The 25077-nt window shown below is 62.1% G+C and carries 24 protein-coding genes; 8 read left to right on the forward strand and 16 right to left on the reverse strand.

Annotated features, from left to right (window positions below):
• Positions 1-314: 314 nt before the first annotated feature.
• From P3T43_RS06330 to P3T43_RS06340, 3 genes are all read left to right on the forward strand, one after another.
• Complete coding sequence (locus tag P3T43_RS06330; protein WP_429280499.1) at positions 315-1082, forward strand: DUF4410 domain-containing protein; 768 nt, start codon at positions 315-317, stop codon at positions 1080-1082.
• Between the two features lie 156 nt (positions 1083-1238).
• Positions 1239-1580 carry a hypothetical protein gene (locus tag P3T43_RS06335; RefSeq protein WP_429280204.1) on the forward strand — a complete coding sequence of 114 codons (342 nt, stop codon included), beginning with the start codon at positions 1239-1241 and terminating at the stop codon, positions 1578-1580.
• 2 nt (positions 1581-1582) lie between these two features.
• The gene (locus P3T43_RS06340) at positions 1583-2479 is read left to right on the forward strand and encodes a 4-hydroxy-tetrahydrodipicolinate synthase family protein (protein WP_429280500.1); all 897 of its coding nucleotides are present in this window, start codon (positions 1583-1585) and stop codon (positions 2477-2479) included.
• 181 nt (positions 2480-2660) lie between these two features.
• On the opposite strand, the gene P3T43_RS06345 is transcribed toward P3T43_RS06340, so the two are convergent.
• The 8 genes from P3T43_RS06345 to P3T43_RS06380 form a co-directional block, all read right to left on the reverse strand.
• Positions 2661-3548 (reverse strand): PTS sugar transporter subunit IIA, encoded by an 888-nt coding sequence (locus tag P3T43_RS06345; RefSeq protein ID WP_429280205.1) that lies wholly within the window; start codon positions 3546-3548, stop codon positions 2661-2663.
• Between the two features lie 150 nt (positions 3549-3698).
• Complete coding sequence (locus P3T43_RS06350; RefSeq protein WP_429280206.1) at positions 3699-3914, reverse strand: hypothetical protein; 216 nt, start codon at positions 3912-3914, stop codon at positions 3699-3701.
• Positions 3915-3972: 58 nt separating this feature from the next.
• Complete coding sequence (locus P3T43_RS06355; RefSeq protein WP_429280207.1) at positions 3973-4266, reverse strand: hypothetical protein; 294 nt, start codon at positions 4264-4266, stop codon at positions 3973-3975.
• Positions 4267-4476: 210 nt separating this feature from the next.
• A complete protein-coding gene (locus tag P3T43_RS06360; protein WP_429280208.1) occupies positions 4477-5190 on the reverse strand; it encodes a response regulator in 714 nt (237 codons plus the stop codon).
• 209 nt (positions 5191-5399) lie between these two features.
• Complete coding sequence (locus P3T43_RS06365) at positions 5400-6653, reverse strand: NRAMP family divalent metal transporter (RefSeq protein WP_429280209.1); 1254 nt, start codon at positions 6651-6653, stop codon at positions 5400-5402.
• An 80-nt stretch (positions 6654-6733) separates the two neighbouring features.
• A complete protein-coding gene (locus P3T43_RS06370) occupies positions 6734-8053 on the reverse strand; it encodes an MFS transporter (RefSeq protein ID WP_429280210.1) in 1320 nt (439 codons plus the stop codon).
• 170 nt (positions 8054-8223) lie between these two features.
• Positions 8224-9012, reverse strand: a complete 789-nt coding sequence (locus tag P3T43_RS06375; protein ID WP_429280211.1) for an aldolase — start codon at positions 9010-9012, stop codon at positions 8224-8226.
• Positions 9013-9030: 18 nt separating this feature from the next.
• Positions 9031-9735 (reverse strand): haloacid dehalogenase type II, encoded by a 705-nt coding sequence (locus P3T43_RS06380; protein WP_429280212.1) that lies wholly within the window; start codon positions 9733-9735, stop codon positions 9031-9033.
• A gap of 135 nt (positions 9736-9870) precedes the next feature.
• Between P3T43_RS06380 and P3T43_RS06385 the strand changes: the two genes are divergently transcribed.
• Positions 9871-10722: a LysR substrate-binding domain-containing protein gene (locus P3T43_RS06385; protein ID WP_429280213.1), complete on the forward strand. Its 852-nt coding sequence runs from the start codon at positions 9871-9873 to the stop codon at positions 10720-10722.
• A 310-nt stretch (positions 10723-11032) separates the two neighbouring features.
• The gene (gene hpnH / locus P3T43_RS06390) at positions 11033-12595 is read left to right on the forward strand and encodes an adenosyl-hopene transferase HpnH (RefSeq protein ID WP_429280214.1); all 1563 of its coding nucleotides are present in this window, start codon (positions 11033-11035) and stop codon (positions 12593-12595) included.
• 201 nt (positions 12596-12796) lie between these two features.
• On the opposite strand, the gene P3T43_RS06395 is transcribed toward hpnH, so the two are convergent.
• Positions 12797-13672: a TauD/TfdA dioxygenase family protein gene (locus tag P3T43_RS06395; RefSeq protein WP_429280501.1), complete on the reverse strand. Its 876-nt coding sequence runs from the start codon at positions 13670-13672 to the stop codon at positions 12797-12799.
• 413 nt (positions 13673-14085) lie between these two features.
• Between P3T43_RS06395 and argG the strand changes: the two genes are divergently transcribed.
• Complete coding sequence (argG, locus tag P3T43_RS06400) at positions 14086-15420, forward strand: argininosuccinate synthase (RefSeq protein ID WP_429280215.1); 1335 nt, start codon at positions 14086-14088, stop codon at positions 15418-15420.
• A 124-nt stretch (positions 15421-15544) separates the two neighbouring features.
• Here the strand turns inward: argG and P3T43_RS06405 are convergent, their stop codons facing one another.
• The 3 genes from P3T43_RS06405 to P3T43_RS06415 all read right to left on the reverse strand — a co-directional run bounded on the left by P3T43_RS06405 (position 15545) and on the right by P3T43_RS06415 (position 20134).
• Complete coding sequence (locus P3T43_RS06405; RefSeq protein ID WP_429280216.1) at positions 15545-18655, reverse strand: bifunctional diguanylate cyclase/phosphodiesterase; 3111 nt, start codon at positions 18653-18655, stop codon at positions 15545-15547.
• Positions 18652-19446, reverse strand: coding sequence for a substrate-binding periplasmic protein (locus tag P3T43_RS06410; RefSeq protein ID WP_429280217.1), 795 nt, complete (start codon positions 19444-19446; stop codon positions 18652-18654). Before P3T43_RS06410 ends, P3T43_RS06405 begins: the two co-directional genes overlap by 4 nt.
• Before the next feature lie 361 nt (positions 19447-19807).
• Complete coding sequence (locus tag P3T43_RS06415; protein ID WP_429280218.1) at positions 19808-20134, reverse strand: DUF4148 domain-containing protein; 327 nt, start codon at positions 20132-20134, stop codon at positions 19808-19810.
• On the opposite strand from P3T43_RS06415, the gene P3T43_RS06420 reads away from it, so the two are divergent.
• The gene (locus tag P3T43_RS06420; RefSeq protein ID WP_429280518.1) at positions 20079-20297 is read left to right on the forward strand and encodes a hypothetical protein; all 219 of its coding nucleotides are present in this window, start codon (positions 20079-20081) and stop codon (positions 20295-20297) included. The two genes, P3T43_RS06415 and P3T43_RS06420, sit on opposite strands and share 56 nt — an antisense overlap.
• 109 nt (positions 20298-20406) lie before the next feature.
• On the opposite strand, the gene P3T43_RS06425 is transcribed toward P3T43_RS06420, so the two are convergent.
• Positions 20407-21297, reverse strand: a complete 891-nt coding sequence (locus tag P3T43_RS06425; protein ID WP_429280219.1) for a LysR family transcriptional regulator — start codon at positions 21295-21297, stop codon at positions 20407-20409.
• A gap of 110 nt (positions 21298-21407) precedes the next feature.
• Between P3T43_RS06425 and P3T43_RS06430 the strand changes: the two genes are divergently transcribed.
• Complete coding sequence (locus P3T43_RS06430; protein WP_429280220.1) at positions 21408-21863, forward strand: cupin domain-containing protein; 456 nt, start codon at positions 21408-21410, stop codon at positions 21861-21863.
• Between the two features lie 66 nt (positions 21864-21929).
• Here P3T43_RS06430 and P3T43_RS06435 read toward each other — a convergent pair whose 3' ends face one another.
• Genes P3T43_RS06435 through P3T43_RS06445 form a run of 3 tightly spaced genes read right to left on the reverse strand, consistent with a single transcriptional unit; the run spans position 21930 to position 24940 of the window.
• Positions 21930-22904 carry a 2-dehydropantoate 2-reductase gene (locus P3T43_RS06435; RefSeq protein ID WP_429280221.1) on the reverse strand — a complete coding sequence of 325 codons (975 nt, stop codon included), beginning with the start codon at positions 22902-22904 and terminating at the stop codon, positions 21930-21932.
• A gap of 3 nt (positions 22905-22907) precedes the next feature.
• Entirely contained in the window at positions 22908-23696 is a 789-nt protein-coding gene (locus P3T43_RS06440; RefSeq protein ID WP_429280222.1) for a class II aldolase/adducin family protein, read from the reverse strand.
• A gap of 47 nt (positions 23697-23743) precedes the next feature.
• On the reverse strand, positions 23744-24940 hold the full coding sequence (locus P3T43_RS06445) for an amino acid aminotransferase (protein WP_429280223.1): 1197 nt from the start codon (positions 24938-24940) through the stop codon (positions 23744-23746).
• Between the last annotated feature and the right edge of the window lie 137 nt (positions 24941-25077).

A 25077-nucleotide genomic window follows, 5' to 3' on the forward strand; every position in this document is an offset into this window, starting at 1 on the left:
GGAGTGGAAGCGCTTCCACAAGACCTGCGAACGATAGCAGTGGGCAATTCCTCGCAGCAATCAGGGTTTGTCTGGATGAGAGCCCGGGGCAGCGCGAGGCGGCGTGACATCGCTCGACATAATCAATGCGTGGAGTTCAAAAGGTCGCTCCGCCATACTTCGTTCCGCTGCCAGTGCAACTGCAACGTACCCGAGAGCAGCAGGTGTATCGCGCATGAATGAGATCGGAGATGAATCTGCATCCAACGGTTTCGCAATCATCGGACGATACGATCAAGCGAGTGATGACACAACCGTATCAGGACAGGACGACCATGTTGAATGCAATTCGATTCGTAGCAAATGAGGGGGCACGCGGCGCCTCGATGATCGTGATAGTGCTTTGCGTTTTGCTGACAGGATGTGCCGGCGGCGTTACCCAGACCGCGCAGTATTCGGCCCAGCCGCAAGTGCGCCCGGACACCATTTACGTCTATTCATTCGATAGCACTCCGGATCAGGTGAAGCTCGACAACGGTGGCATGATCCAGAAAGTCGCCTCGCAGTTCAGCGGCGCCTCGGCCGCGCAAAAACAGACGCAGGAAGCGTTCGAGGTGCGTGAGCAGGTGGCCGATGACATCGTGCAGCAACTGCAATCCATGGGGCTGCACGCCATCCGCGCGGATGCACCTGCTCCGGCGAATCAGAACGTCCTCATCGTGCAAGGCAAGTTCGACACGATCGATTCGGGCAATCGTCGCCGGCGGATCCTGATCGGCCTCGGTGCCGGCAAGAGCGAACTCAGCACGTCGGTTCAGCTTCTGTATAAACCTGCCGGCGGCGCTGCACGGCTCGTGCAAAGTTTCGACGCGGACGCAGACAGCGGCAAGATGCCTGGCATAGCGGAAACAGCGGGCGTGGGTGCGGCGGCCGGCCATCTGGCGACATCGGCGGCAGTGGGCGGAGGCTTGCATGGCGCATCCGAAAGCAAGCACGGCGGCGCAGCGGGCAATGCCAAAAAGCTGGCGGAGTCGATCGCCAAACAGGTGGCGCAAATGGGCAAAACGCAAGGCTGGCTGCCTGCTGAGCGTACCGAAGGCTAATCATTTGGGTCGATGCCCAGCTCTTGTAGGGCATCGACCCGCTGCAACACCACCACCGTATTTTTCCGCCAAAGGCGCAGATCTTAGCGCGATGTTTACACCGGGGGGTCTACTCTAGTCACTGTGTTGAACAACCACAGCAGCGACTCACCTCTCATGGCTCTCTCTCTGTCTCTTCATGTCTTCGACGCCGGACCGCAACGTGCGCAACCCGTCTCCCGCCAGAACGTCATCCCCTTTCCTTCGCCCCGTGTGCAGTTACCGGTGACCCTCCTCGGCGTATCCGAGGACGATGCGCGCACCCAACTCAAGACGTTGTTGCATTCGCCGCTCGGCGTTTATGTCGTCAGCACCGAGATCAAGCACGACCATGTGCACCTGAACCTCGACATCGCCCCCGACGACCTCGACTTCACCATGCACGCGCTGATTACGACCCTCCCCTATGCCATGATCGGACCGCTCAAGCGCCGTCATGTTGGTAAGGAGGCGTCCTGATGATGTACTCAGGTATCTGGTTGCCGCTCGTCACGCCCATGCGCAATGGCGAAGTGGATATCGACGCACTTCAGCATCTGGCTGACTACTATTCGCGCACTGAGATCAGCGGTTTTGTGGCGCTCGGCACGACCGGCGAAGCCGCGTTGCTGTCGGAATCCGAACGGGTCACGGTGTTGCAGGCCATCACCGATGTGGTCCGCGGCCGCTTGCCGGTACTCGTCGGGGTGGGCGGGTCGGACACGCGTGAGGTGGTCCGCGAACTTCGGCGCTACGAACATTGGGATTGCGCCGGCTACCTCGTTTCGCCACCGTCCTACATCTGTCCCGACCAGGCCGGCGTGCAATGGCACTTCGAACAGGTTGCGCTCGCAACCGACCGCTCGATCGTGCTGTACGACGTGCCGCATCGCACCGGTGTGGCCATCGCGCAGGAAACCGTCGCGCGCCTTACTGAATGCGACAACATCGTCGCGATCAAGGAATGCGTCAAGGATCGCTTCGAGAAGCTGCGCAGCGTGCCGATCAGCGTGTTGTGCGGCACGGACGACGCGTTTATCGACTGCCTCGGGCATGGCGGCGCGGGCGGCATTCTGGCGAGCGCCCATCTCTGCGCGGATCTGCTGATCGAGGTGCAGGCGCTTGCCGAAACCCATTGCGTGGACCAGGCCAAGGCGCTCTTCACCCGCTTGCAGCCCGTGATGCGGCTGTTGTTCTCCGCGCCGAATCCGGCTGCGATCAAGGCCATGCTGGCGTTCGATCATCCAATGACGGACGAAACCCGCATGCCGATCGCGCGCGCTTCTGCTGAACTCGTTGCACGACTGAGCGAAGCGCGTGAGGCTTTGCAGGATTTGCGTGAGGCGTTCGCGGGTGGTGTTCTGGTGGGCGCTGCCTGATAGTGCTTGTCACCCGCTCAGTGACGTTCAGTGACGTTTAGTTGCGGTACTTCTGAGCGTCACTTCGTTTGAGCCGGCATGTAATCGTGAAACGCGGCCCATCGCTTCAAGGTGATGGGCCGCGTTTTACGTTGACAGCAGGGTTTCACGACTCTGGAAATAGCATCGGCGACGTTTAAGCTCAAGCCGCCTCATACGCCACAAAAAGCTGGCACACCGCCTGCGCATTGTCACAGGCATGCAATTGCTCGCGGAACTGGTGATCACAGAAACGCTCCGCCACATCGGCCAGCAAACGTAAATGGGTCGTGTTCGCCCATTTTGGCACGAGCAACGCGACGATATCGCTGACGGGTTGGCCATCTGGTGCGTCGAACGCGATCGGCGTGCGGGGACGGACATAGAGCACCATCGCCTCGCGCAACCCCTTGATCTGTCCATGCGGAACGGCCACACCTTGCCCCAATCCCGTCGAGCCCAGCGCTTCACGCGCCGCCAGTCCAGCAATCACGGCCGCGGCCGGCAACCCGTAACGTTGTTCGTAGAAGCGGCCCAGTTCAGCGAACAGGGCCTCGCGGTCGGACACGTCCAGACCCAGCAGGACATGATCGTGCGACATCAACTGAGCGATTGCGCCACCGGCAAGCTCGGCGTCGGCATTGGCTGCCTCGGCCTCGTCCGCTTCATTGGACGCCTTGATGCGCGGCGCGGATTCCGCATGCATCAAGCCGCGCCAGGCATCGGTGGGAGCATCGGGAATTTCGAAGAACTGACCTAATTCAGCGCCCGGCGCGATGTGCGCGACCTGCTGGATCGCGCCATTGATCGCAGTCCTCGGCAGATACAGCGATAGCCGCACGCGGCCCGTTCCAGGCAGCGGTGCGACACGAATGGTCCATGGCTGGTCGCCGCAGTCGCGGATGAGCGCCTGCCGCAAAGGGGTGGCGTGTTGCGCATCGAGCGTGACGTGCATCATCACGTTGCGGCCCGCTGTGGCATGGGGCCGAGGTTGAGCCGTGTTCTTGCCCGAGCCGAGAAAAGCTCGCAGGCTTGTCATTGGGTGCGTCATGTCGCCCCTCGTTTCGTTTGCTTGATATCAGGCTACACGAATTGGCGTCAAGCTCGCGTAAAAATATCGGCATGTGCCAACCGCTTTTCCCGTCGCGCTCACCGCGAGCAAACGCGACCGGAAAAACGGTCGAAGAGCATGCCGCCTGTCTCAGAGGCCGAGAATGCGCCGGGCTTCGAGTTCCGCCAACTCCAGTGCAGCGTCTGCGCTGCGCATGGGTCGGCCGCAGCCGCGTCCAGTGATCTGGCGCAACGCTTTGTCGTTACGCAGTGTGGTCACACGGAGCGCGCCTTTGAACATCTGGCCCGGAGCGGGAAACACGCAGGCCTCTACGGTCATGCTTCCCTTGGTTTGCTTGAACGCCATACGATTCCTTACACTGGTGAGCGCGCCGTCATAGCGCGGCACGCTTTGCTGTTGCGCTTCAATGCGCCGCGCCGTTGATCGCGAGACCCGCAGGACGTGCTTCGAAGCGGTACTGCAAATGGGTCGGATAATGCGGGTCGACTTCGCGCACCAGGCGGTCGATTTCGCGCCCGAGTTCACCGCAGCCTTCAACGCCAAGCAATTGCATGGCTTTCGCAATGCCCTCGCCGAACTTCTCGACCATCAGTGCCGCCAGCGCCGGCGTTTCCACACCCCGTGCGACGTCGCCCACGCGATTCTCCGCATAACGCCGGATCTCCACGATCAACGCCTTGATCTCGTCAGTGTTCATTGTTTTCGAGCCTCCACTATTGACCGCTGTGCTGATGTTCGGTCCGTACATCGCCATCGCCATTCCGAGCGGCGACAGGGTTACCCATACTTAGAACTCCGAATGCTCTAACGGGTCCATCACGATGCTTGTATTTCAGCATATAGCGTGTCAAGAACCCGAAAAACCGCGCGTGCTTGCTGCAAAGATTGTGTAATGACGCGCCGCGCCCTATTCGTCGCGCGGGTCTTCGACGCCGATCAGCCGGTAGCCCACGCCGCTCTCGGTGACAATGTGCTCGGGCTGCGCCGGGTCGCATTCGAGCTTCTGCCGCAAGTGGCCCATGTAAATGCGCAAGTAGTGCGAATTGTCGGCGCGGGCCGGGCCCCACACTTCCTGCAAAAGCTGATGATGCGTGAGCACGCGGCCCGGAAAGCGCGCGAGTGCGGACAGCAGGCGGTATTCGATCGGGCTCAGATGCACGGTCTCCGTGCCGCGCACGACACGTCTCTCGCCCAGATCGAGCGTGATGGCGCCGAAGCGGACCTGCGCCAGCCCCGCGCGGCCGCCGCGGGTTTGCCGGCGTAAATGGGCGCGAATGCGCGCCATCAGTTCCGGCAGGCCGAACGGCTTCGTCAGGTAGTCGTCGGCGCCCGCGTCGAGCGCGCTCACCTTCTCCTCCTCGCGACTGCGACCCGACAGGACGATCACCGGCACCGTCGACCATCCGCGCAGTTCGCGGATCACCTCCGTGCCGTCCATATCCGGCAAGCTGAGGTCGGCGATCACGAGATCGGGACGCCGTGTGGCGGCCTGGGCCAGTCCTTGCAGACCCGTGTTGGCTTCGAAGACTGCCATGCCCTCTGCTTCCAGAGCAGCTCGGACAACACGTCGAATATTTTTTTCGTCGTCGATCAGGACGACGATCACGCGTGGCTCGCTCATGGTGCTAGTCGAGCTCGACGAGCCAGATCATCAAATTCAAAACGAACCTCATTTTTATAGGCGAAATCACTCGACACCGATGCGTGCGCAACCGTGTCGCGACCTGCTTTTTCAGGTCCGCTAAATATATAGCGCGATGCGAATAAAAATGTCGTAAATCCGTGCGTTGTGTGAAACGCGCGGACTAATCGGCAGTGGCTCGTCGTCCGTTAGACGAGGCCCATGGCCGCGCCGACGAGGCCCGCGACGCTCACCAGCACGGCGGTGCCTGAGACCAGCCAAAGATAGAGGCCACGGGGACGCTGCGGCCCGGAAAGCACCCGCATGCCAAGCGCGATCAGCAAGCCGGCCACCAGCGGCAACATCAGGGCGTTGACCACCTGAGCAGCCACGTTCAACCAGATGAGGTCCGGCGCCAGCCACACCAGATAGGCACTGCCGGCGACCGACGCCACGTACACGCCGTAAAACCACGGCGCGCCACTCGGCCGCGCTTCGAGCGACCGATTGTATCCCGCGACTTCGCCAAGTCCCCAGGCGAGCGCGAGCGAGCAGACGATCGCCGCGACCATCGACGCACCGAGCACACCCGCGCTGAACAGGATGCGGCCCGCTTCCGGACCCACGACCGTGGCGAGCGCATGGCTGATTTCGCCGACACTTTCCAGCGCGTGCGGTTTGCCGTCGCCCGCGAGCGTCGTGGCGACGGCAACCAGCACGGCGGCCGTCAGCAACTGCGTCAGCACCGCACCGAGTGCGGTTTCTGCGCGGGCCGCCGAATAATCCCGCGCGGTAAGCTCTTTATCCGCCACCGCGGCTTGCTGATAGAACACCATCCACGGATTGAAGGTCGCGCCAATCAGCGCCGCCGTCATATATCCGAACTGGCGATTGCCGAAGGGAAGATGTCTGATTTGCCGGAACACCTCGCGGATGTCGGGATGCGCCTTCCAAGCGACGACGAAGAACGTCAGTTCGAAAGCGCCAATCAGGATGGCCGCCTTGTCGACGCGCTTGTGCGAGCCCGTGGTAACGATGGCGATCAAGGCGCACACGGCGAGCGGCAAGCTGACCGAACGCGACACGCCGTACAATTCGCCGATGCCCGCCACACCCGTGAATTCCGTCACCAGCGAGCCGAGTACCGCGATGACGAGTCCCGCCGCCGAGATCCATGCCCACACCGGGCCGAAGTTCGACCGGATCAGTTCGCCATGGCCGCGTCCTGTGAAGATGCCCAGCCGCACGGTGAGTTCCTGAACCATGTAAAGCAGTGGAATCAGCGCGAGCAGCACCACCACGAGCTGTAGCCCCCACTGCGCGCCCGCCTGCGCCGCTGTGACGACGTTACCGGCATCGCAATCGGCCAGCATGACGAGCAGGCCCGGCCCCCATAAGGCAAGCCAGCGCAGACGGGGGGAGAGCTTCGGTTGGTTCGGCTGGAACGGGGATGCACCGGACATGCGTTCTGAAAGCTGACAAGGGTTGAGGGGTGGCGCGAAGCGCGCGTCGCTCGATGCGCAGCGCTTCGCTAGTCCGGCATTCAACCGAGCCTGGCCTGCAACTCGGCCGCCCCCCCGCGCCGGTACAACACCAGTGTCGCGATGAACCCGCACAACGCCGCGAAGATCAGCCAATAGGCCGGCGCGGCCTTGTCGCCGGTCATTTCGATCAGGAAGGTGGAGACAGCCGGAGTGAAACCGCCAAACAAGGCCGTCGACAGACTGTACGCCAGCGAGAAGCCCGCGACCCGCACTTCGACCGGCATGACCTCGGTGAGCGCCGCGACCATCGCTCCGTTGTACACGCCAAAGAAAAACGAAAAGTACAGCAGCACGGTCAACATGCGCAGAAAGCTCGGCGCGTGCGCGAGCCATTCCAGTGCCGGATAGGACGTGACGATAGCCAGCGCCGAGATGAACAGCAGCAGCGGACGACGCCCGATACGGTCCGAAACCGCGCCGCCGATCGGCAGCCAGACAAAGTTCGAGACGCCCACCAGCAGCGTGACGACCAGCGCATCCGACGTGCTCAGGTGCAGCACTGCGCGGCCGAAGGTCGGCGTGTAGACGGTAATCAGATAGAACGTGGTGGTTGTCATCGCAACCATCATCATGCCGGCCACGACCGTCTTCCAGTTGACCAGCATCGAGCGGAATACTTCCGAGGTGGCCGGATGATGGCGGCGCGCCTGAAACTCCGCCGTTTCCTGCAGCGAACGACGCAGCACGTAGAGAAACGGCACGATCAGGCAACCGACCAGAAACGGCAGCCGCCAGCCCCACGCACCGATCTGCGCAGACGTGAGCGACAGGTTCAACGCATAGCCAAGCGCCGCCGCGACCACGATGGCGACCTGCTGGCTGGCCGACTGCCAGGCGGTGAAAAAGCCCTTCCTGCCCGGCGTTGCCATTTCAGCCAGATAGACCGACACGCCGCCGAGTTCGGCCCCCGCCGAAAAACCCTGCAGCAGACGCCCGATCAACACCAGCGCCGGCGCCAGCAAACCAATGGACGCGTAGCCCGGGACACAGGCGATCAGAATCGTACCGCTCGCCATGATCCCCAGCGTGACGATCAGGCCGGTGCGACGCCCCACCTTGTCGATGTAGGCGCCGAGGATGATCGCGCCCAATGGCCGCATCAGGAAACCGGCGCCGAACACGGCAAAGGTCTGCATTAACGAGGCGAACTCGCTCGCGGCCGGGAAAAACGTTTTGGCGATGTACGTGGCGTAGAAGCCAAACAGGAAGAAGTCGAACTGCTCGAGAAAGTTGCCGCTGGTCACCCGCAGGACTGCGCCGAACTTCGAAAGTTTCGGCGCCGCGCCGCCCGGCGGCTGGGTCGGTTGATCGGATTGCATGTTGTCTCCTGAGTCGTTTGAATACGGCTCTTTTTATTATGAATGATGCAAGGTCCGTCGTCTCTCATATTAGTCGCTCGTGAGCTCGTGAGCTCGTGAGCCCGCGAGCCGCGTGCCGTGGCGCCGTTTCTGGCGCCCACGCCTGCGCGGCCGGCCCGCGGATGGAGCCGTCACCTGTCGAACGCAATCCCCCGCCCACGGAGTTGCCGCATCGCACTGTCGAGATGCGCGCGCGCGCTTTCCTTGTCGCCGAGACGCATCTGTTCGTAGGTTCGCTGCGCCACCTCGTGGGGCACCGCCTTGAGCGGCCGGTTGCTGCTCATCGCCTTGAGCTGGACCTCGGCGGCCCGCTCCAGGTAGTAGAGGTCGTCCCAGGCTTCCGCGATGCTGGCGCCGGCCACCATCACCCCATGGTTCTTCAGGAACAGGACGTCGGCCTCGCCCATCGCCGCTGCAATTCGGTCGCCTTCCGACTCGTCCAGCGCGAGGCCCCCGTACGCTTCGTCGACGGCAGTGCGGCCGTAGAATTTCAACGCCGTCTGTCCGAGCCACAGCAACGGCGGCCCCTCCAGCAGGCAGAGCGCCGTGGCGTTCGGCATATGGGTGTGAAACGCAGCCTGCACGCGTGGCATCGCACGGTGCAAGCGCGCATGAATGTAAAACGCAGTCGCCTCCGGCTGGCCTTCGCCTTCGACGACGTGTCCATCGAAATCGCAAACCAGCAGCCGTGAGGCGCTGATCTCGGCGAACGCATAACCATACGGATTCACGAAGAACAGATCGTCGTGGCCCGGCACCACCGCCGAAAAGTGGTTACAGACCCCTTCCTCGAAACCGTACTGCGCCGCTAACTGGAAACATGCCGCCAGTTCGATGCGCGCCTGCATGATGGCGTCGGAATCGAGCCGCAGCGCGCGCGACGGGGCGGTCGAGCCGGCGGATAAAAGCGTGTGCGCCATGGTGTCTACCTTTGAAATTTACCAGCCGGCCGCAGCGAATAGCGCCGGCACCTGATCGAGTGTCGCTAGCGTAGCATCGGGCGTGTAATCGGGCAGCAGGCTGCGCCCCGTGCCCCGATCGATCCAGACGCAGCGAAAACCGAGATCGCGCGCGGCCGCGTGATCGAGATGCGGACTCGCGCAAATGTGGACGACGTCGTCCTTCGTCACGCCGAGTTGCTCGTGGGCGTAATCGAACAGCCGCCGCGCCGGCTTGTAGGCGCCCGCCTGCTGAGCCGTCACCACGCGGTCGATGTGGCCGCCAAGCTGCGCGACGTTGCCCGCAATGATGTCGTCGTCGGTATTCGACACGATGCACAGCCGATAGCCCAGTCCCTTGAGTTGCCGCAACGTATCGACCACCTCGGGAAACGGCGGCATGGCGGAAATGCGGCGGGTCAGGACGTCAGCGTCGCTTTCGTCACTGCGCAAACCGAGCTCTTGCAGCGCCAGACGCAGTCCGTCGCCGGCGACCTGACGAAACGAGCGGTGCGGCACCGCCTGCTCCAGCGCGTGTTCGTGCCGGTCGTACACTTCGAGCAGTTTTGCCGGCTCGACGTCGTTGCCAGGCTTCGTGCGCAGGATTTCGCGCACCGCCGCCTGCAGACCTTCGTCCCATTGAATCAGCGTGCCATAGCAGTCGAACGTCAGCCAGACGGGACGGCGGGTGTGATGAAGTGTCATGCGTGGCTCCCGGAAATTAAGAAATGCAGAGACGAAGCGGTTGGATGCGCACAGATTAAGCGGCCCCGCGGACATTTGAAAATTAAATTAAAATATGAACGTCAGTTGAAATTCAAATAACCTAGCGAGCCGATCATGCTGGATCTGGATCTATTGAACACGCTAATTTGCGTCGTCGACGAAGGCAGCTTCACGCGCGCCGGCGAACGCGTGCACCGAACCCAATCGACCGTCAGCCAGCAGGTCCGCAAGCTCGAAGCCCTGGTCGGCCGCACGCTGTTGCTGCGCGACCGCACCGGCAATCAGGTGAGCGCAACCGAGCATGGCGAATTGCTCGCGCAATATGCCCGCCGGCTGCTCGCGCTGGCGCAGGAAGCCGAGGACGCGCTGACGAGCGAGGTGGAAATGACGCCGCTGCGTATCGGCGTGCCGGAGGATTTCGACGCGCGGCGCATGTCGGCCATGCTGTCCGGCTTCGTGAAGGAGAAGCCGGGCGTGCGGCTGGAGACAGTGGCCGGCATGAGCGCCGACCTGCAACGCAAGCTGGCGGCCGGCGAGATCGAGATTGCGCTGGTCAAGCGGGAACCGGGCAGCGGCGAGTGCCTCGCGGCGTGGCCGGAATCGCTGGTGTGGGTGCGCGGTCAGGAGGTCGAACTGGCTCAGGAACCGGCGGATCAACCCATCCCGCTGGCGCTCTTCCCGCACGGCTGCGTCTACCGGCAACGGGCCATCCGCAGCCTGGACAAGGCGCAGCGGCGCTGGCGCATCGCGTTCGGTAGCCACAGTCTCACCGGCATCCAGGCGGCGGTGTCGTCAGGGCTGGGAATCTCCGTCCTGCCCACGACGGCCGTGGTTCCCGAGCACCGCGTATGCACGGGATTGCCGGACTTGCCGCCTACCGAACTGGCGCTCGTCAGCGCCGGCGGCGTACTCAATGCACTTCAGCAGGCCCTGGTGGATTTTCTGCGTGCGGAAGTCACGGCGTAGGCACTGCCGGATGCGCACCGTTGAACGGACTTCGCAACCCGCCGCCGCACGGGCGTCCGCGGGCCGCCGCAGCGGACCGAAACAGGCGCCGTTTCGACTGCAAAGTCCGGTTTGTGCGATCATTGCACTATTTTGAGAATTCGGGCCCCACAAACCCGTCCAGTGCCAGATTGATTTTCGCCCGATCGGGCGGACGTGATCGGCCCTGTTGAGCACACGATCGCGTCCATTTGGCGCGCGAAACGATCTAATGAACACAGTCGCGGGCTCCGTCCGCGGCGCATTACAGTTATTAAGGAGCATTGCCAGTATGGGAGTGCCAATTTCGCAGGCCTGGACGGTCGCCACTTATGTCCTGAAACAGAAGCTGATGCGGCGCAGCCGCTATCCGCTCGTCCTCATGCTCGAGCCGCTCATGCGCTGCAATCTGGCGTGCGCGGGCTGCGGCAAGATCCAGTACCCGGCGCACGTCCTGAAGTCGCAACTCACCCCCGAGCAATGCTTCAAGGCAGTCGAGGAATGCGGCACGCCGATGGTCGCCATTCCGGGCGGCGAACCGCTGCTGCATCCGCAGATGCCCGAGATCGTCGCCGGTCTGGTGGCGCGCAAGAAGTACGTGTACATGTGCACGAACGCCTTGCTGCTCGCCAAGAATCTGCACCTCTTCAAGCCGAGCAAGTATCTGTCGTTTTCGGTTCACGTCGACGGCCAGCGCGAGCATCACGATTTCGCCGTGTGCCGTGAAGGCGGCTACGACATCGCCATGGAAGGCGTGCGCGCGGCAGTCGCGGCAGGTTTCCGCGTCACCACCAACACCACCCTGTTCGACGGCGCCGATCCGAACAGCGTGCGCCTGCACTTCGACGAAATGATGGAAGTGGGTGTCGAAAGCATGATGGTCTCGCCGGGCTACACGTACGACAAGGCGCCGGACCAGAAGCACTTTCTCGGCCGTGCGCGTTCGAAGAAGCTGTTCCGCGCGATCCTGTCGAACCGGAAGAAAAGCTGGCGCTTCAACGCCTCGCCGATCTTCATGGAATTCCTGATGGGCAAGAAGCAGCTCACCTGCACGCCGTGGGGCATGCCCACGTACAGCATCTTCGGTTGGCAAAAGCCGTGCTATCTGCTGCAGGACGGTTATGCGGACAGCTTCGATGAGCTGATGGAAAGCGTGAAGTGGTCCGAATACGGTACGGAAAGCGGCAATCCGAAGTGCGCTAACTGCATGGTGCACTCGGGCTACGAAGCGAGCGGCGTGAACTACACGTTTGGCTCGTTCAAGGGCATGTTCCAGACCGTCAAGGCCATGCTGTTCGACAGCTACAAGGATCCGGGCGCAAACGAGATTCTCGCCGACTGGAAGAAGACGACGCATGAAGTGCCGATGGTCTTCGTCCCGACGAAGCCGCGTTCGGACGCAGCCAAGGCTGAACAGGCGACTTCCGCCGCCATCGCGCAGAGCGCCGCTCCGATCAACCCGGATCAGCAGGAAACCGCGGCTGGCACGGTACACGAGCAGCTCGAAGGCTGGACTCCGGAGCTGACGACCGAAGCCGAAGTTCGCGAAGCCATGGAAAAGGCTTTCGACTATCGCGGCGACGTCACGCTCACGCGCAAGGATGGCTCGAGCATCGCAGGCTATCTGTATGACCGCCAATACGGCGCGGCCTTCAAGGACTGCTTCGTACGGATCATTCCGACCGGCAAACAGACGAAGGAAGTGGTTCCGTACGCGGACATCGGCGCCATTGCCTTCACCGGCAAGGATACGGCGGCCGGCAAGACCTTCGAAAACTGGGTCAAACGCTACTGGGAAAAGAAGGCTGCTGGCGAAACCAACATCCAGATCGAACCGGAATATCTGGGCGACTGAACGTCACCCAGTGTACAAAAATGCCGGCCGGGCTCGCGCAGCCCTGGCCGGCATTTTTTTATCCACGCCACCTCGCTTTCATTCGCTCACCGCGAGGCATGCGCGCAGGCTCGTCGTGCAAATACGTGCATGCGTGAATCCGTTTAACCTCGCGGACTGGATCGCACAGACCCCAGCGAATACTGGCGAACGCCTATGCCGTCAAACCGGCACATCGCCTTCGATAGTTGTGCGATACATCTTGCGGCGCAGATGATCGGGCGTGCCCGCCGCGAGATGCATCAGTGAACGGTTGTCCCAGAACACCATGTCGTGCTCGGCCCATACGTGCCGGTATAGGTGCTCAGGGTGCACGCTGTGGGCGAAGATTGCCTCGAGCAATGCGTTGCTTTCGTTTTCAGGCAGCCCGATCACGCGGGTCGTGAAATGCTCGTTGACGAACAGCGCCTTGCGGCCGGTTTCCGGATGCGTGCGGACCATCGGCTGCAGCACCGGCTTCACCTCGGCAATCTGCTCGGCGGACAAATTGGGACGCCACGGGCTGCGCTTTTGCAATTCCGCGTACTTCGCCAGATACGTATGCTCCGCGAAGCGCCCTTCTACCGCGTCACGCAAATGCGACGGCAGCGTGTCCCACGCGAGATGCATGTTGGCAAACAGCGTATCGCCGCCTTCGGCGGGCAACTCTTGCGCGTGCAGCAGCGAGCCGAGGCTCGGTTTCTCCTTGTACGACAGATCCGAATGCCAGAAATGGCCGGCGTCGCCCAGACCGATCGGTTTGCCGTTTTCGACGATATTCGATACCACCAGCACTTCCGGATAGTCCGCCAGCTGGAACTGACGCAGCACGTGGATCTGCAGCGGCCCGAAGCGGCGGCTAAAAGCGATCTGCTGGTCGGGTGTGATGCGTTGATCGCGGAACACCAGTACGTGGTGATCGAGGTGCGCGCGATGAATGCGCGCAAAATCCTCGTCGCCGAGCGGTTGATTCAGATCGAGGCCCAGCACTTCGGCACCCACCGGGCCGTCGAAGGTGCGAATTTCGATGCGTTGCGGGGCGGCTGGCTGGGAATGCACGGCCTGGGGCGCTTGGGCGGCTTGAGCGGCTTCGGCGGAAACAACGGGGTGGGAAGCAATCGTCACGCGAAACTCTTCGTTCAGTCAGAGCGGAAGCGCCGGACGCGGCGCGATCAGGCCAATCTACCGGCCCACTCGCGCGAGGGCAACGAAGCAAATTCCATACGCTTATCTGCTGGAATGATAAACCCGACGCTCGATAGGACGCGGGACGGTGCCGCCGCTCAGGCTCGCCAAAAACTTTCATGTATATTACGAAACCTGCCCAAAATGCCCGGCATTACCCCGTTTCAGGCCCCATCCGGCCCGCGATACTGCCCAACCCGCGCACCAGACTTGCCTTGTGAGCAGGCACAGTCGATACTTGTCAGTTGCGCGAAATCCCTTCACCCCTCGATTTAACGGCTTTTCTCATGAGCACAATCCTTGAAAGTCTCCCGTCCGGCCAGAAAGTCGGTATCGCCTTCTCCGGTGGACTCGACACGAGTGCCGCTCTGCACTGGATGCGGATCAAAGGCGCCGTCCCCTTCGCCTACACGGCCAACCTCGGCCAGCCCGACGAAGACGACTACGATTCGATTCCCCGTCGTGCCATCCAGTACGGCGCGGAAGGCGCGCGACTCATAGACTGCCGGGCTCAACTGGTCGCCGAGGGTATCGCCGCCCTGCAAGCAGGCGCATTCCACATTTCGACCGCCGGCGTGACCTACTTCAATACGACGCCGATCGGCCGCGCCGTGACCGGCACCATGCTGGTGGCTGCGATGAAGGAAGACGGCGTCAACATCTGGGGCGACGGCAGCACGTACAAGGGCAATGACATCGAGCGTTTCTACCGCTACGGTCTGCTCGTCAATCCGGATCTGAAGATCTACAAGCCGTGGCTCGATCAGGCCTTCATCGACGAACTGGGCGGCCGCGCGGAAATGTCCGAGTTCATGCGGCAAGCGGGCTTCGAATACAAGATGTCTGCGGAAAAAGCCTATTCGACCGACTCGAACCTGCTCGGCGCGACCCACGAAGCGAAGGATCTCGAGAGCCTCGAAAGCGGCATCAAGATCGTCAATCCGATCATGGGCGTGGCATTCTGGCGCGACGACGTGCAGATCGCGAAGGAAGAAGTCACGATCCGTTTCGAAGAAGGTCAGCCGGTCGCGCTTAATGGTGTCCAGTTCAAGGATGCCGTCGAGCTGCTGCTGGAGGCGAATCGCATTGGTGGCCGCCACGGTCTCGGCATGAGCGACCAGATCGAAAACCGCATCATCGAGGCGAAGAGCCGTGGCATCTATGAAGCGCCAGGGCTCGCGCTGCTGTATATCGCGTACGAGCGTCTCGTCACGGGTATTCACAACGAAGACACCATCGAGCAGTACCGCGAAAACGGCAAGCGCCTGGGGCGCCTGCTGTATCAGGGCCGCTGGTTCGACCCGCAGGCCATCATGCTGCGCGAAACGGCACAGCGCTGGGTGGCACGCGCGATCACGGGCGAAGTCACGATCGAACTGCGCCGTGGCAACGACTACTCGATTCTGAGCACGAAGTCGCCGAACCTGACCTACCAGCCGGAACGCCTTTCGATGGAAAAGGTCGAGTCGACCTTCTCGCCGCGTGACCGGATCGGTCAGTTGACGATGCGTAATCTGGACATCACGGATACGCGCGCCAAGCTGCTGATCTATTCGGATGTTGGCCTGCTCGCACCGGGCGAAGCGCTGGCGCTGCCGGAGTTGAAGGACGATAGCAAGTAAAGACGCCGGCCATCAGCCGCTGTCCCTCACGGCCGGACGGAAGCGTTGCTTCCTCCGGCCGGTTCCCCGCCACACGCCCCCTCGCTTCACGCCCAACGTCGAACCGTCTTAACGCCTCGCGCGTCTATTCCGTCACGCATTGCCCCACTTCGAGCCGGCTCAAAAACGTTTCGAAATCCTCAATAGGAAGCGGGCGGCAGAAATAGTAACCCTGATACGCGTGGCACCCTGCCGCAGCGAGAAAGTCCCGCTGGGCTTCGGTCTCCACGCCTTCGGCAATCACCCCGAGGCCCAGACTCTGTGCGAGCGCGACGATGGCTCGGGCAATCACCGCGTCGTTGGGATCGACCAGCACGTCACGCACGAAGGACCGGTCGATTTTCAGCTGATCCAATGGCAGACGCTTCAGGTACGACAGCGATGAATAGCCGATACCGAAGTCGTCCAGCGAGAACACCACGCCTCTCGCCTTGAGCGCGCCCATCTTCTGGATGATGTCCTGGGCATTGTCCACTAGCACGCTCTCCGTCAACTCCAGCTTCAGGCGATCCGGACGCGCGCCGGTTCGACCGAGGATGGTCAGCACTTTCTGCACGAAGTCCGCTTCGCGGAACTGCTGGACGCTGACATTGACGGCAATCGTGAGATCCGCCGTTTCCGGCCGTTGGGCCCAGCGCGCCAACTGGGCGCAGGCGGCCTCCATGACCCAGCTTCCTAGCGCGAGGATCAAGCCGGTTTCTTCAGCCAGCGGAATGAAATCGGCCGGCGGCACGATGCCGCGCGTGGGATGCTGCCAGCGCACGAGGGCTTCAGCGCCCGTGATGCCGGTGCCGTCGACCTGTGCCTGGTAGTGCAACAGGAACTGGCTGTCCTCGATGGCATTGCGCAGTCCCGCTTCCAGCGCGGCCCGCTCCACCACCACCGTCTGCATGTCCGGATCGAAAAAGCACACCGCATTGCGGCCCTTTTCCTTGGACTTGTACATCGCAAGGTCGGCCTGCTTCAGCAGTTCGTCGATCGATGCCTGATGTCCCCTGAACACGGTCGCACCCACGCTCGCCGTGCTGCGGTATTCAATCTCGCCGAGTTGATACGGACTCCCGAGGACGGCGAGGATCCGCTCGCCGAGGACTTCGGTCTGACTGGCCGCCTCTTCCCAGTTTTCGTGCAGGCTTCCCAGCACCACCACGAATTCGTCGCCCCCAACCCGGGCCACCGTGTCGCTTTCGAGCACGCTCGACGCCAGGCGTTGCGCCACTTGCTGCAACAGCAGGTCGCCTTTGTCGTGGCCCAATGTATCGTTCAACGTCTTGAAGTGGTCCAGATCGATGAACAGCAACGCGCCGCACGCTTCGCTGCGGGCGCTGGCCGTGATCGCCTGCTTCAGCCGGTCCAGCAGCAAGGTGCGGTTCGGCAGGTGCGTGAGCGCGTCGAAGAAAGCCAGTTCCTTGATGCGCTCTTCCGCGATCTTGCGCTCGGTGATGTCATGGTGCGTGCCGACGTAGTGACTAACGACCCCATCCTCGCCCAGCACCGCGGAAATCGCGAGCCACTTGGGATACACGTCGCCATTCTTGCGGCGGTCCCAGATTTCCCCTTGCCATCCGCCGTCGCGGTGGATCGCTTCCCACATCTCGCGAAAGAAAGCAGCGTCGTGACGACCCGACTGCAGGACGCGCGGCGTTAAGCCCACGATTTCCTCCGGTGCGTAACCGGTGCACTCGGTGAATGCCGAGTTCACGCGCAGGATTTGCGCGCCGGCGTCGGTAATCATCATCGGTTCCTGCGAGTCGAAGGCGACCGCGGCAATCCGCAGTTCGGACTCGACCTGCTTGCGCTCGGTAATGTCGCGCCCGCTCGTGCGAAAGCCGATGAAATCGCCCTTGGCGTCGCTGATCGGCACCCACGAGACGGAAAGCCAGATCAGCGATCCATCCTTACGAATGCAGCGAAACTCCAGGTCCTCGCCGCGAAGTCCCTGCTGCCCCTTCAGAAGCTCAGCCGTGACGCGCGGCAGATCTTCCGGATAGATCAAGGTGCCCGCGAAGTCGGACATGGCCATGCATTCGTCCACCGTATAGCCGATGTACTCCTCCACGGACGGGTTGATCCAGCGCGGCTTGCCGTCGCGTCCCCACCAGACTTCCCAGTTGACCGTGCAATCGGCGATCGCACGGAATTTCTCCTCGTTCTCGCGCAATTCTCTGGTCATGGCCGAGGCGAGCCGCATCGCGCGGCCCCGGCCGGTCATCATGAGCCACGTGAGGAAGGCGAGCAACAGACTCAGGCCCGTGCCGATGCTGGCGATCAGCCACGCGGCGTTACGGCCGAAGCGGTCCTTGAAGTCGTCCTGGGCGCTCATTGCCAACGTCCAGTCATGACCGCCGACCACCAGATATTCGTTGGCCGAAATATCGGTGGGCAAATGCCGGCCCGCCGCTTCCGGGGTCCGGTGCAGCAGTGCCGTCGCCGTCGGCTCGACGCCGTCGTAGATCGCGATATTGAGGCCGGGCGGCTGTGAGCCATACAGACTGGCGATCACGTCGTGCATGCGGAACGAGGCGAAAACCCAGCCGACCAGATGGGCCCGCCGCTGGGCAACCGTGTCCTGCGGCTGGCCACGCGCGTAGATGGGCAGGTACATGACGAAACCCGGGCGCGCGTTGGCTTCGGTATCCACCGACAGCCGGACCTTGCCGGAAATGGTCGCCATGCCGGAATCGCGCGCCTGCTGCATGGCGCGGCGCCGGACCGGTTCGGTCCAGGCATCGAAGCCGGCGGCGGCTCGATTCAGGCCGATATAGGGCTCGCGCTGGATGATGGGCGCATAGTCGTCGCGCGGACCGGCGGGCTGGATCGCATAGTCGGGCAGCCCCTGGCGCCGCATGGCGGCGACATGGTCGTCCTTGTGTGCCGCCGGCACCCACGCGACGATACCGATCGCCTGGATACCCGAAAAATTGGCGTCGAGATCGAGCGTGCCGACGTAATCGCGGAAGCGCTCGCGGTCCATCGCGTCGGTGGCGGCGAACAGGCTCTGCACGCCGCGCAGCAGCAGTTCGTACGTGCCCATGCGCTGTTCGATCCGGCTGACGGCGTCGTCCAGCGAATAGTCGAACTGCGTGAGCAGCTCGTGATGGGCTGCCTGCCGCTCATGGTCCCAAAGCGCCCACGTGACGCTCAGTGACGCGGAAAAGACCAGCAGCGGAAGGAGAACGAGGCGCGCCCAGCTCACGGCGGCGTCTGGAAATTGACCATCGAATCGGCAAGGTCGTGTTTGAAATACTTCTCGAAGATACGCCGTATGGTGCCGTCGGCACGCATGTCGTTGACGAGAGTGCGCCACTTTTCCCGCTCTGCCGGCGACAGCGCTCGCTTCGACATGATGAGGCCATGTGGGACGGCTGGGTCGTTGAACTCCACGATGGACGTCACGTCGCGGATTTTCTTGTCGTCGATGGCGGGGTAATCGAAGGGCTCGATAATCATCCCCTGGATGCGCCGCAGGATCAGCGCCTGATACAGCGGATCCAGACCGCCGGCCTGACTGACGCGGTTTTCGGCCGTCAGCGTATCGACCAGCCGGTTGGCCGACTCGCTATAGCGGAAGCTGCGGATCACACCGAGCTGGAACTGTTCGTTGTGCTCGAAATCGGCGAGCTGGTGAATGCCGGCGTCATTGCGCACCAGCAGATAGTATTTGTTGCTGAAATACCAGGCGAAATCCGCGTACTGATTGCGCTCGTCATCGGCAATGCCGGACAGGCTGAAATCGAGTGCGCCGGATTCGATCACCTTCCAGATGCGCGCCCGCGACATCAGGCTAACCCTGATCTGGCAACCGCTGCGGCGGATCAGCTCGTCGGCGAAATCCTTGTCGATGCCCGTATCCGTGTCGACCGAATAGAGCAGACCGTGATCGTGCAACGCCAGCGTAAATGAACGCGAACAGGTCGGACCGGCCGCCATGGCGCTGCTGAGGCAGCCCAACATGAGTAGCAGACCGGCAAGGCTACGTCGAATCACAGCGTCTCCATCGTTTGAAGGTGACCAGGACACTGCCTTCATTTTTTGTCAAAAATGAGGCGCACCAAGGATGTCCGCGTCCCCGCGGCTTCGTGGTAGCGCCGACAGCATACGTATTTTCCTGCAACTTTCCGGCGATTTTTTCCGGTCGTCAGCTTACACCGGCCTATTGGCGCCGTGGGAGCACTCAATCGAGACTAGTCCTTACGCCATATCGGCAGCGCCGGACATTTCTGAAGGGTGTATTTGAATTATTTTTTGCGAGCAGGCCAAGCCGGGTCGAGATGCTGTGGTCGTCACAACAGGCGCGGGCGGATAGCGCGTCGCGCCCGCCCCGCTCCGTACATGACGGACTACTGACTCACTGACTCGCCCCTTGACCGATGCCCGCCTTCTTCTCGGCGTCCTGAAGATCCTGCGGATAGTTCGGATCGTTTTGCGACGGGTGATAACCCGCGTCTTCGAGTTTCTTCAGTTCGGCGTCCTTCTTCGCCCGGGCCTGCTTGCGTGCCTCCTTGCGTTGCGCCTTGGTCGTCTTGGCCGTCGACGAGGCGGCCATAGCGGCAGTCGCCGTGTCGCCGGTCGCAGAACTGCTGCTGCTTTGAGCGAACGCCGGTGCAGCGACTCCAGTCATGAGCGCCGCCGATGCCAGCCAAACCGCCATTTTCTTGGAAGATGAAAAGGACATTTTTTTCTCCAGACTAATGCGAGGATTGAAGAGCATCACCGTCAGTGCGGTGCCAGCAGCACTGGCCGCCGCACTAGCCGCCGCACCGTTTTACAGATCGATGCTTCGTTTGATTCCCCAGGACGACATGGCATGGGAACCCTCAATGTACCCGAATAGGTGACCTTACCAAATAGGCCGCGACGATTTCTAAGGCGGCATGAGGCGACTGCGGCCCGTATGAAACGCATCGGGCTGCCACGCATCGCATGCAACGGCGCGGCGACGAAGCATCAAGACCCGCCCTGACCTGTCAACGCGTCGATCAAAGCACGAACTCGCGAAGGCATCATGCGCGAAGCCGGTATCAGGACGTTCACGGGCAGTGGCGCGGGGCGGCACGCAGGCAGCAATTCGATGAGCCGTCCGTCGCGCAAATGATGCTCCACCATGTGCTCGAGCACCTGCGCGATGCCTGCGCCATCGGATGCCGCTTCGACCATCGCATCGCCGTGACTGCTCGAAAAGCGCGCTCGCGGACGTATCTGGACGGCCTCACCATTTTCCAGAAACTCCAGCGGACGTTCCCGGCCCGATGTCGGCATCCGGAACGCGATGATGGAATGCGCCTCGATGTCCGCGACGGAACGCAGCGCACCGTGACGTTGCACGTATTGCGGGGCCGCGCACAGCAACAGATGCTGCTCGCTGAACTCGCGCGCCACGAGGCTCGAATCTTCATTGGCGCCGATACGTATCGCCGCATCCAGACCCTCCTCTACGAGATTCACTCGCTCGTCGCTCAGGCGCATCTCGATGTTGAGCGCGCGATGCGAGGCCAACAGACGGCTCAGTACGGGCACGATCTTGCGAGTCCCATAGCCGATCGGCGCGCCGACCCGCAGCGTGCCCGCCGGTCCATCGGTCGTATCGGTGACGAGTGATTCGAGCAGCGTGATTTCGTCGAGGATACGGCCGCACTGGGCGAACAGCGTGGTGCCTTCCTCGGTCAGACGCAGCGAGCGAGTCGTTCGATGAAACAGCCTGAGTCCCAGTTCGCCTTCGAGGCGCGCGACGCTCTTGGCCACCGACGACGGCGCGAGACCCAGCTCGCGCGCGGCCGCGGCGAAGCTGCCGTTTCTCGCCACCGAAGCAAAGCTCAAAAACTGGTTGAGGTTTTTCATGATCGATTCACGGTATTTTGTCGTCACTCAAACGGCCTGAGCATCGTTTTTCTGCTTCGACAGGCGGGCTATAGTGGTTTGCCAATAGCCACCATTCATCGAGGAAAACCATGTTCGTACTGAACACGAATGCACCTGAATACAATTTCGCGGGCACCCGGGTGCGCATGCTGATGTCCGGCAAAGAGACCCGCGACGCGTTTTGCATGATGGAGATGTTTAGCCCGCCTGGCAAGGGGACGCCATTGCATGCTCACGCCCGCGAGGAAGAAACCATCACCGTGCTCGAGGGTGTGCTCGATGTGATGATCGACGGTAAGACCGTGAGATTGCACGCCGGCGAGACGCTCCTCGTGCCGCGCAATGTCCCGCATAAGCTGGCGAACACCGGCGATGTGCTGTCACGCTATCTGGTTGTGTGCACACCGGGCGGCTTCGACGACTTTGTCGACAACTGCGCCGATGTGCAGGCCGGCCCGGTTACGCCTACCCCGCCGGGCCCTGCCGATATCGCGCGTATGCGTGAAGCCGCACCACGGTTCGGAATCTCGTTGATGCCGGGGTGATCGACCCGAGCCTGCCGTCCATAGAATGAGATCGACGACAGGCTCACGTGCCTGGCACTACGAACCTCAGTACAGCCCCAAGGTTCGCGCGTGCAGGCGGCTCAGACCGAGCAACGCGTCGATGAATGGCGTGGGAACCTCGGTGATCTGGCCCAGCTCGCGCACCGCGCCCACCAAGGCGTCGATCTCTACCGCCTTGCGCGCCAGAACGTCCTGCAGCATGGAGGTTTTCATCGCGCCCAGTTTCAGCGTCACGGCATGCCGGTCGCCAGGGGCCTGGTCGATGGGAATCCCAAAACGCGCGCCAATTTCCTTTGCCTCCAGCATCGCGCTCGTCACGAAGCCACGCACGAGGTCGTCGCCGAGGATCTTGTCGGTGGTGGCGCCCGTGATCGCACTGATTGGGTTCATCGTCATGTTGCCCCACAGTTTGAACCAGACGTCCCGCTGGATCTGGTCCGAAGCGGAAGCGTTGAAGCCGGCGGCAGCGAACGTCTCCACCAGACTCCTGACGCGCTCGCTCGGCACGCCGCATGCCTCGCCCATTATCAGTCCGTTGCCGAGATGATGGCGGATCACACCTGGAGCGTCCTGCAGGCAACTCGCGTGCACCACGCAGCCGACCGTTTGCGCGCTTGGAATCGCCGCTGCGATGGAACCGTCCGGGTCCACCGACGTCAGCCGCTTGCCTGCAAAGCCGGCACCCAGACCATCGCAGAACCACCACGGAACGCCATTCATTGCCGTGACGACGGTGGTGTGGTTCGTCAGCAATGGCGCGATGCCGGCCGCGACCGCGCTCATTGCCGGCGCTTTCACGGCGACGATCACGATATCCTGCGGACCCAGTTCGACGGCGTTCGCGACGGCCTTGACCGTTGCCGTTGTCGTCTTGCCTTCTTCTATCAGCTGCAGGCCGTGTTCGTTGAGCGCGGCGAGCGTCGCACCGCGAGCCATCACGCTGACCTCGTGGCCGGCCTGTGCAAGTCGCACACCCATCCAGCCGCCAATGGCGCCGACGCCATAAATACAGATTTTCATGCCTTATTCCTTATAGCCTGTGTCAACGCGATCGAGTTGCCGTACCAGCGCATCGAAGACGTCCTGGCCCGCGCCGTGACGCGCGTCGAACTGAAGTGAATCGCGCGAGCAGCCCTGTGCGATCGCTTCCGGAATACGCAACGCCGGCCCCATGGAGAACGTCGCCACCTGGATTTCGCAGGCGCGGTTCAGCGTCCATAGCACAGCGAAGGTTTGTGCCAGCGTGGAGCCCCATGCCAGCAGACCGTGGTTGCGCAAAATGACCGCCTGTCGGTTGCGGATATTCGCTACCAGACGCGGTCCCTCGTCGGCGTGAATCGTAATGCCTTCGAAGTCGTGATACGCGATCCGTTCGTACAACTGCGCGCTGTAGAAGTTGGTCTGCTGCAAGCCGCCTTCCAGACAGGCGACCGCCACACCCGCCGTGGTGTGGGTGTGCATGACGCAGTGCGCGTCCGGAATACCTTCATGAATTGCGGCATGAACGGTGAAACCGGCCGGGTTGACGGGATACTTCGAGCCGTCGAGGATACGGCCCTGCGCATCGATCTTCACCAGATTGCTGGCCGTGACTTCACTGTAATGCAGTCCGAAAGGATTGATCAGGAACTGCCGTTCGCCGCCTGTCACGCTTTCCGGCAACCGCAACGTGATGTGGTTATAGATCATCTCGGTCCAGCCGAGCTTGTCGAAGATGCGATAACAGGCGGCGAGTTGGACCCGTGCGTGCCACTCGTCGGGGTGGATTCCCGTTCGAGTGGACGCACCCGCTGGCTCAATGGCGGTACTCATGCAACTCTCCTATGTTTCCCTTGTTCGGCAACCCGAGGTTAGGCAACCTAAGCACCGACGACCTCAGCGATCGAAGACGCCACGTACGCGACATTTCGCTCATTCAATCCGGCGACGCACATGCGCCCTGAGCGCAGCAGATAGACGCCATGGTCGGCACGCAACCGTTCCACCTGGTGTTCCGCGAGTCCCGTGTACGTGAACATGCCGTGCTGCGCCAGGTAGCGCGCCCGCATGACCTCGTCGACCCGGCCAGCGAGTCCTTCATGAATCGCATGACGCATCGCGAGAATGCGTTCGCGCATCCCGCCCAGTTCGGTTTGCCATTGCTGCTGCAACGCCGGGTCGCGCAGCACGCCGGCTACCAGTTTTGCGCCGTGCGTCGGCGGATTGCTGTAGTTGGCGCGAATGGCCGACATCAGTTGGCCGAGCACGCGTACGGCTTCATCGGCAGAGGCACACACGACGTTCAGCGTGCCGCAACGCTCGCCATAGAGCGAGAAATTCTTCGAGAAGGAGCTCGCAACGATAAGCGGAACGCCAGCCTGCGCCAGCAAGCCGATACAGGCTGCGTCCTCGGTGAGCCCTGCGCCAAAACCCTGATACGCCATATCGACGAACGCGATCAGGTCCCGGCGCTGCAATACCGGGACCAACTCGGCCCATTGGGCGGCGCTCAGATCGACGCCGGTCGGATTGTGACAGCAGGCATGCAGCAACACGACGCTTTTTGCCGGAAGACGGTCGATCGCCGCCAGCATATCTTCGAAGCGCAAACCGCCGGAGCTTTCGTCATAGTACGGATAGGTGTTGACGACGAGACCCGCACCCTCGAAAACCACCCGGTGGTTCTCCCAGCTGGGATCGCTGATCCACACTTGCGACGCGGGAAAATAGCGCTTCAGGAAATCCGCGCCCACCTTCAGGGCGCCCGACCCCCCGACCGTCTGCACCGTCGCCACGCGGTTAGCCTTGCGCACTTCGGAGTCCGCACCGAATACCAGCGCCTGGGCGGCCTCGCGATAGTCGGCGAGCCCCGCCATCGGCAGGTAAGGACGGGACGCCTGGGTCGCCAGCAAAGCGACCTCGGCTTTGCGCACCGAATCCAGCATCGGCAGCTTGCCGTCTGCGTCGAAATAAATGCCAATGCTCAGATTGACCTTGTCCGTGCGGGGGTCTAGCTGGAAATCCTCGTTCAGACTCAGAATGGGATCGCCCGGATAGCTGGGAACATGTTCGAACATCAGAAGCTCCTGTGTGTTTTCGGTGCAACGGTTGCCGCCGCCCGGGCGGCGCTATCGTCTCCGGCATTCGTGACGGCCCGTTTGACGACTGAGGTAATGCTGACGAAGTACCCCAGTGTCCGATACCGCCGGCTTGC

This window comes from Paraburkholderia sp. GAS41 (assembly GCF_050436545.1).
Taxonomy (GTDB): Bacteria; Pseudomonadota; Gammaproteobacteria; order Burkholderiales; family Burkholderiaceae; genus Paraburkholderia.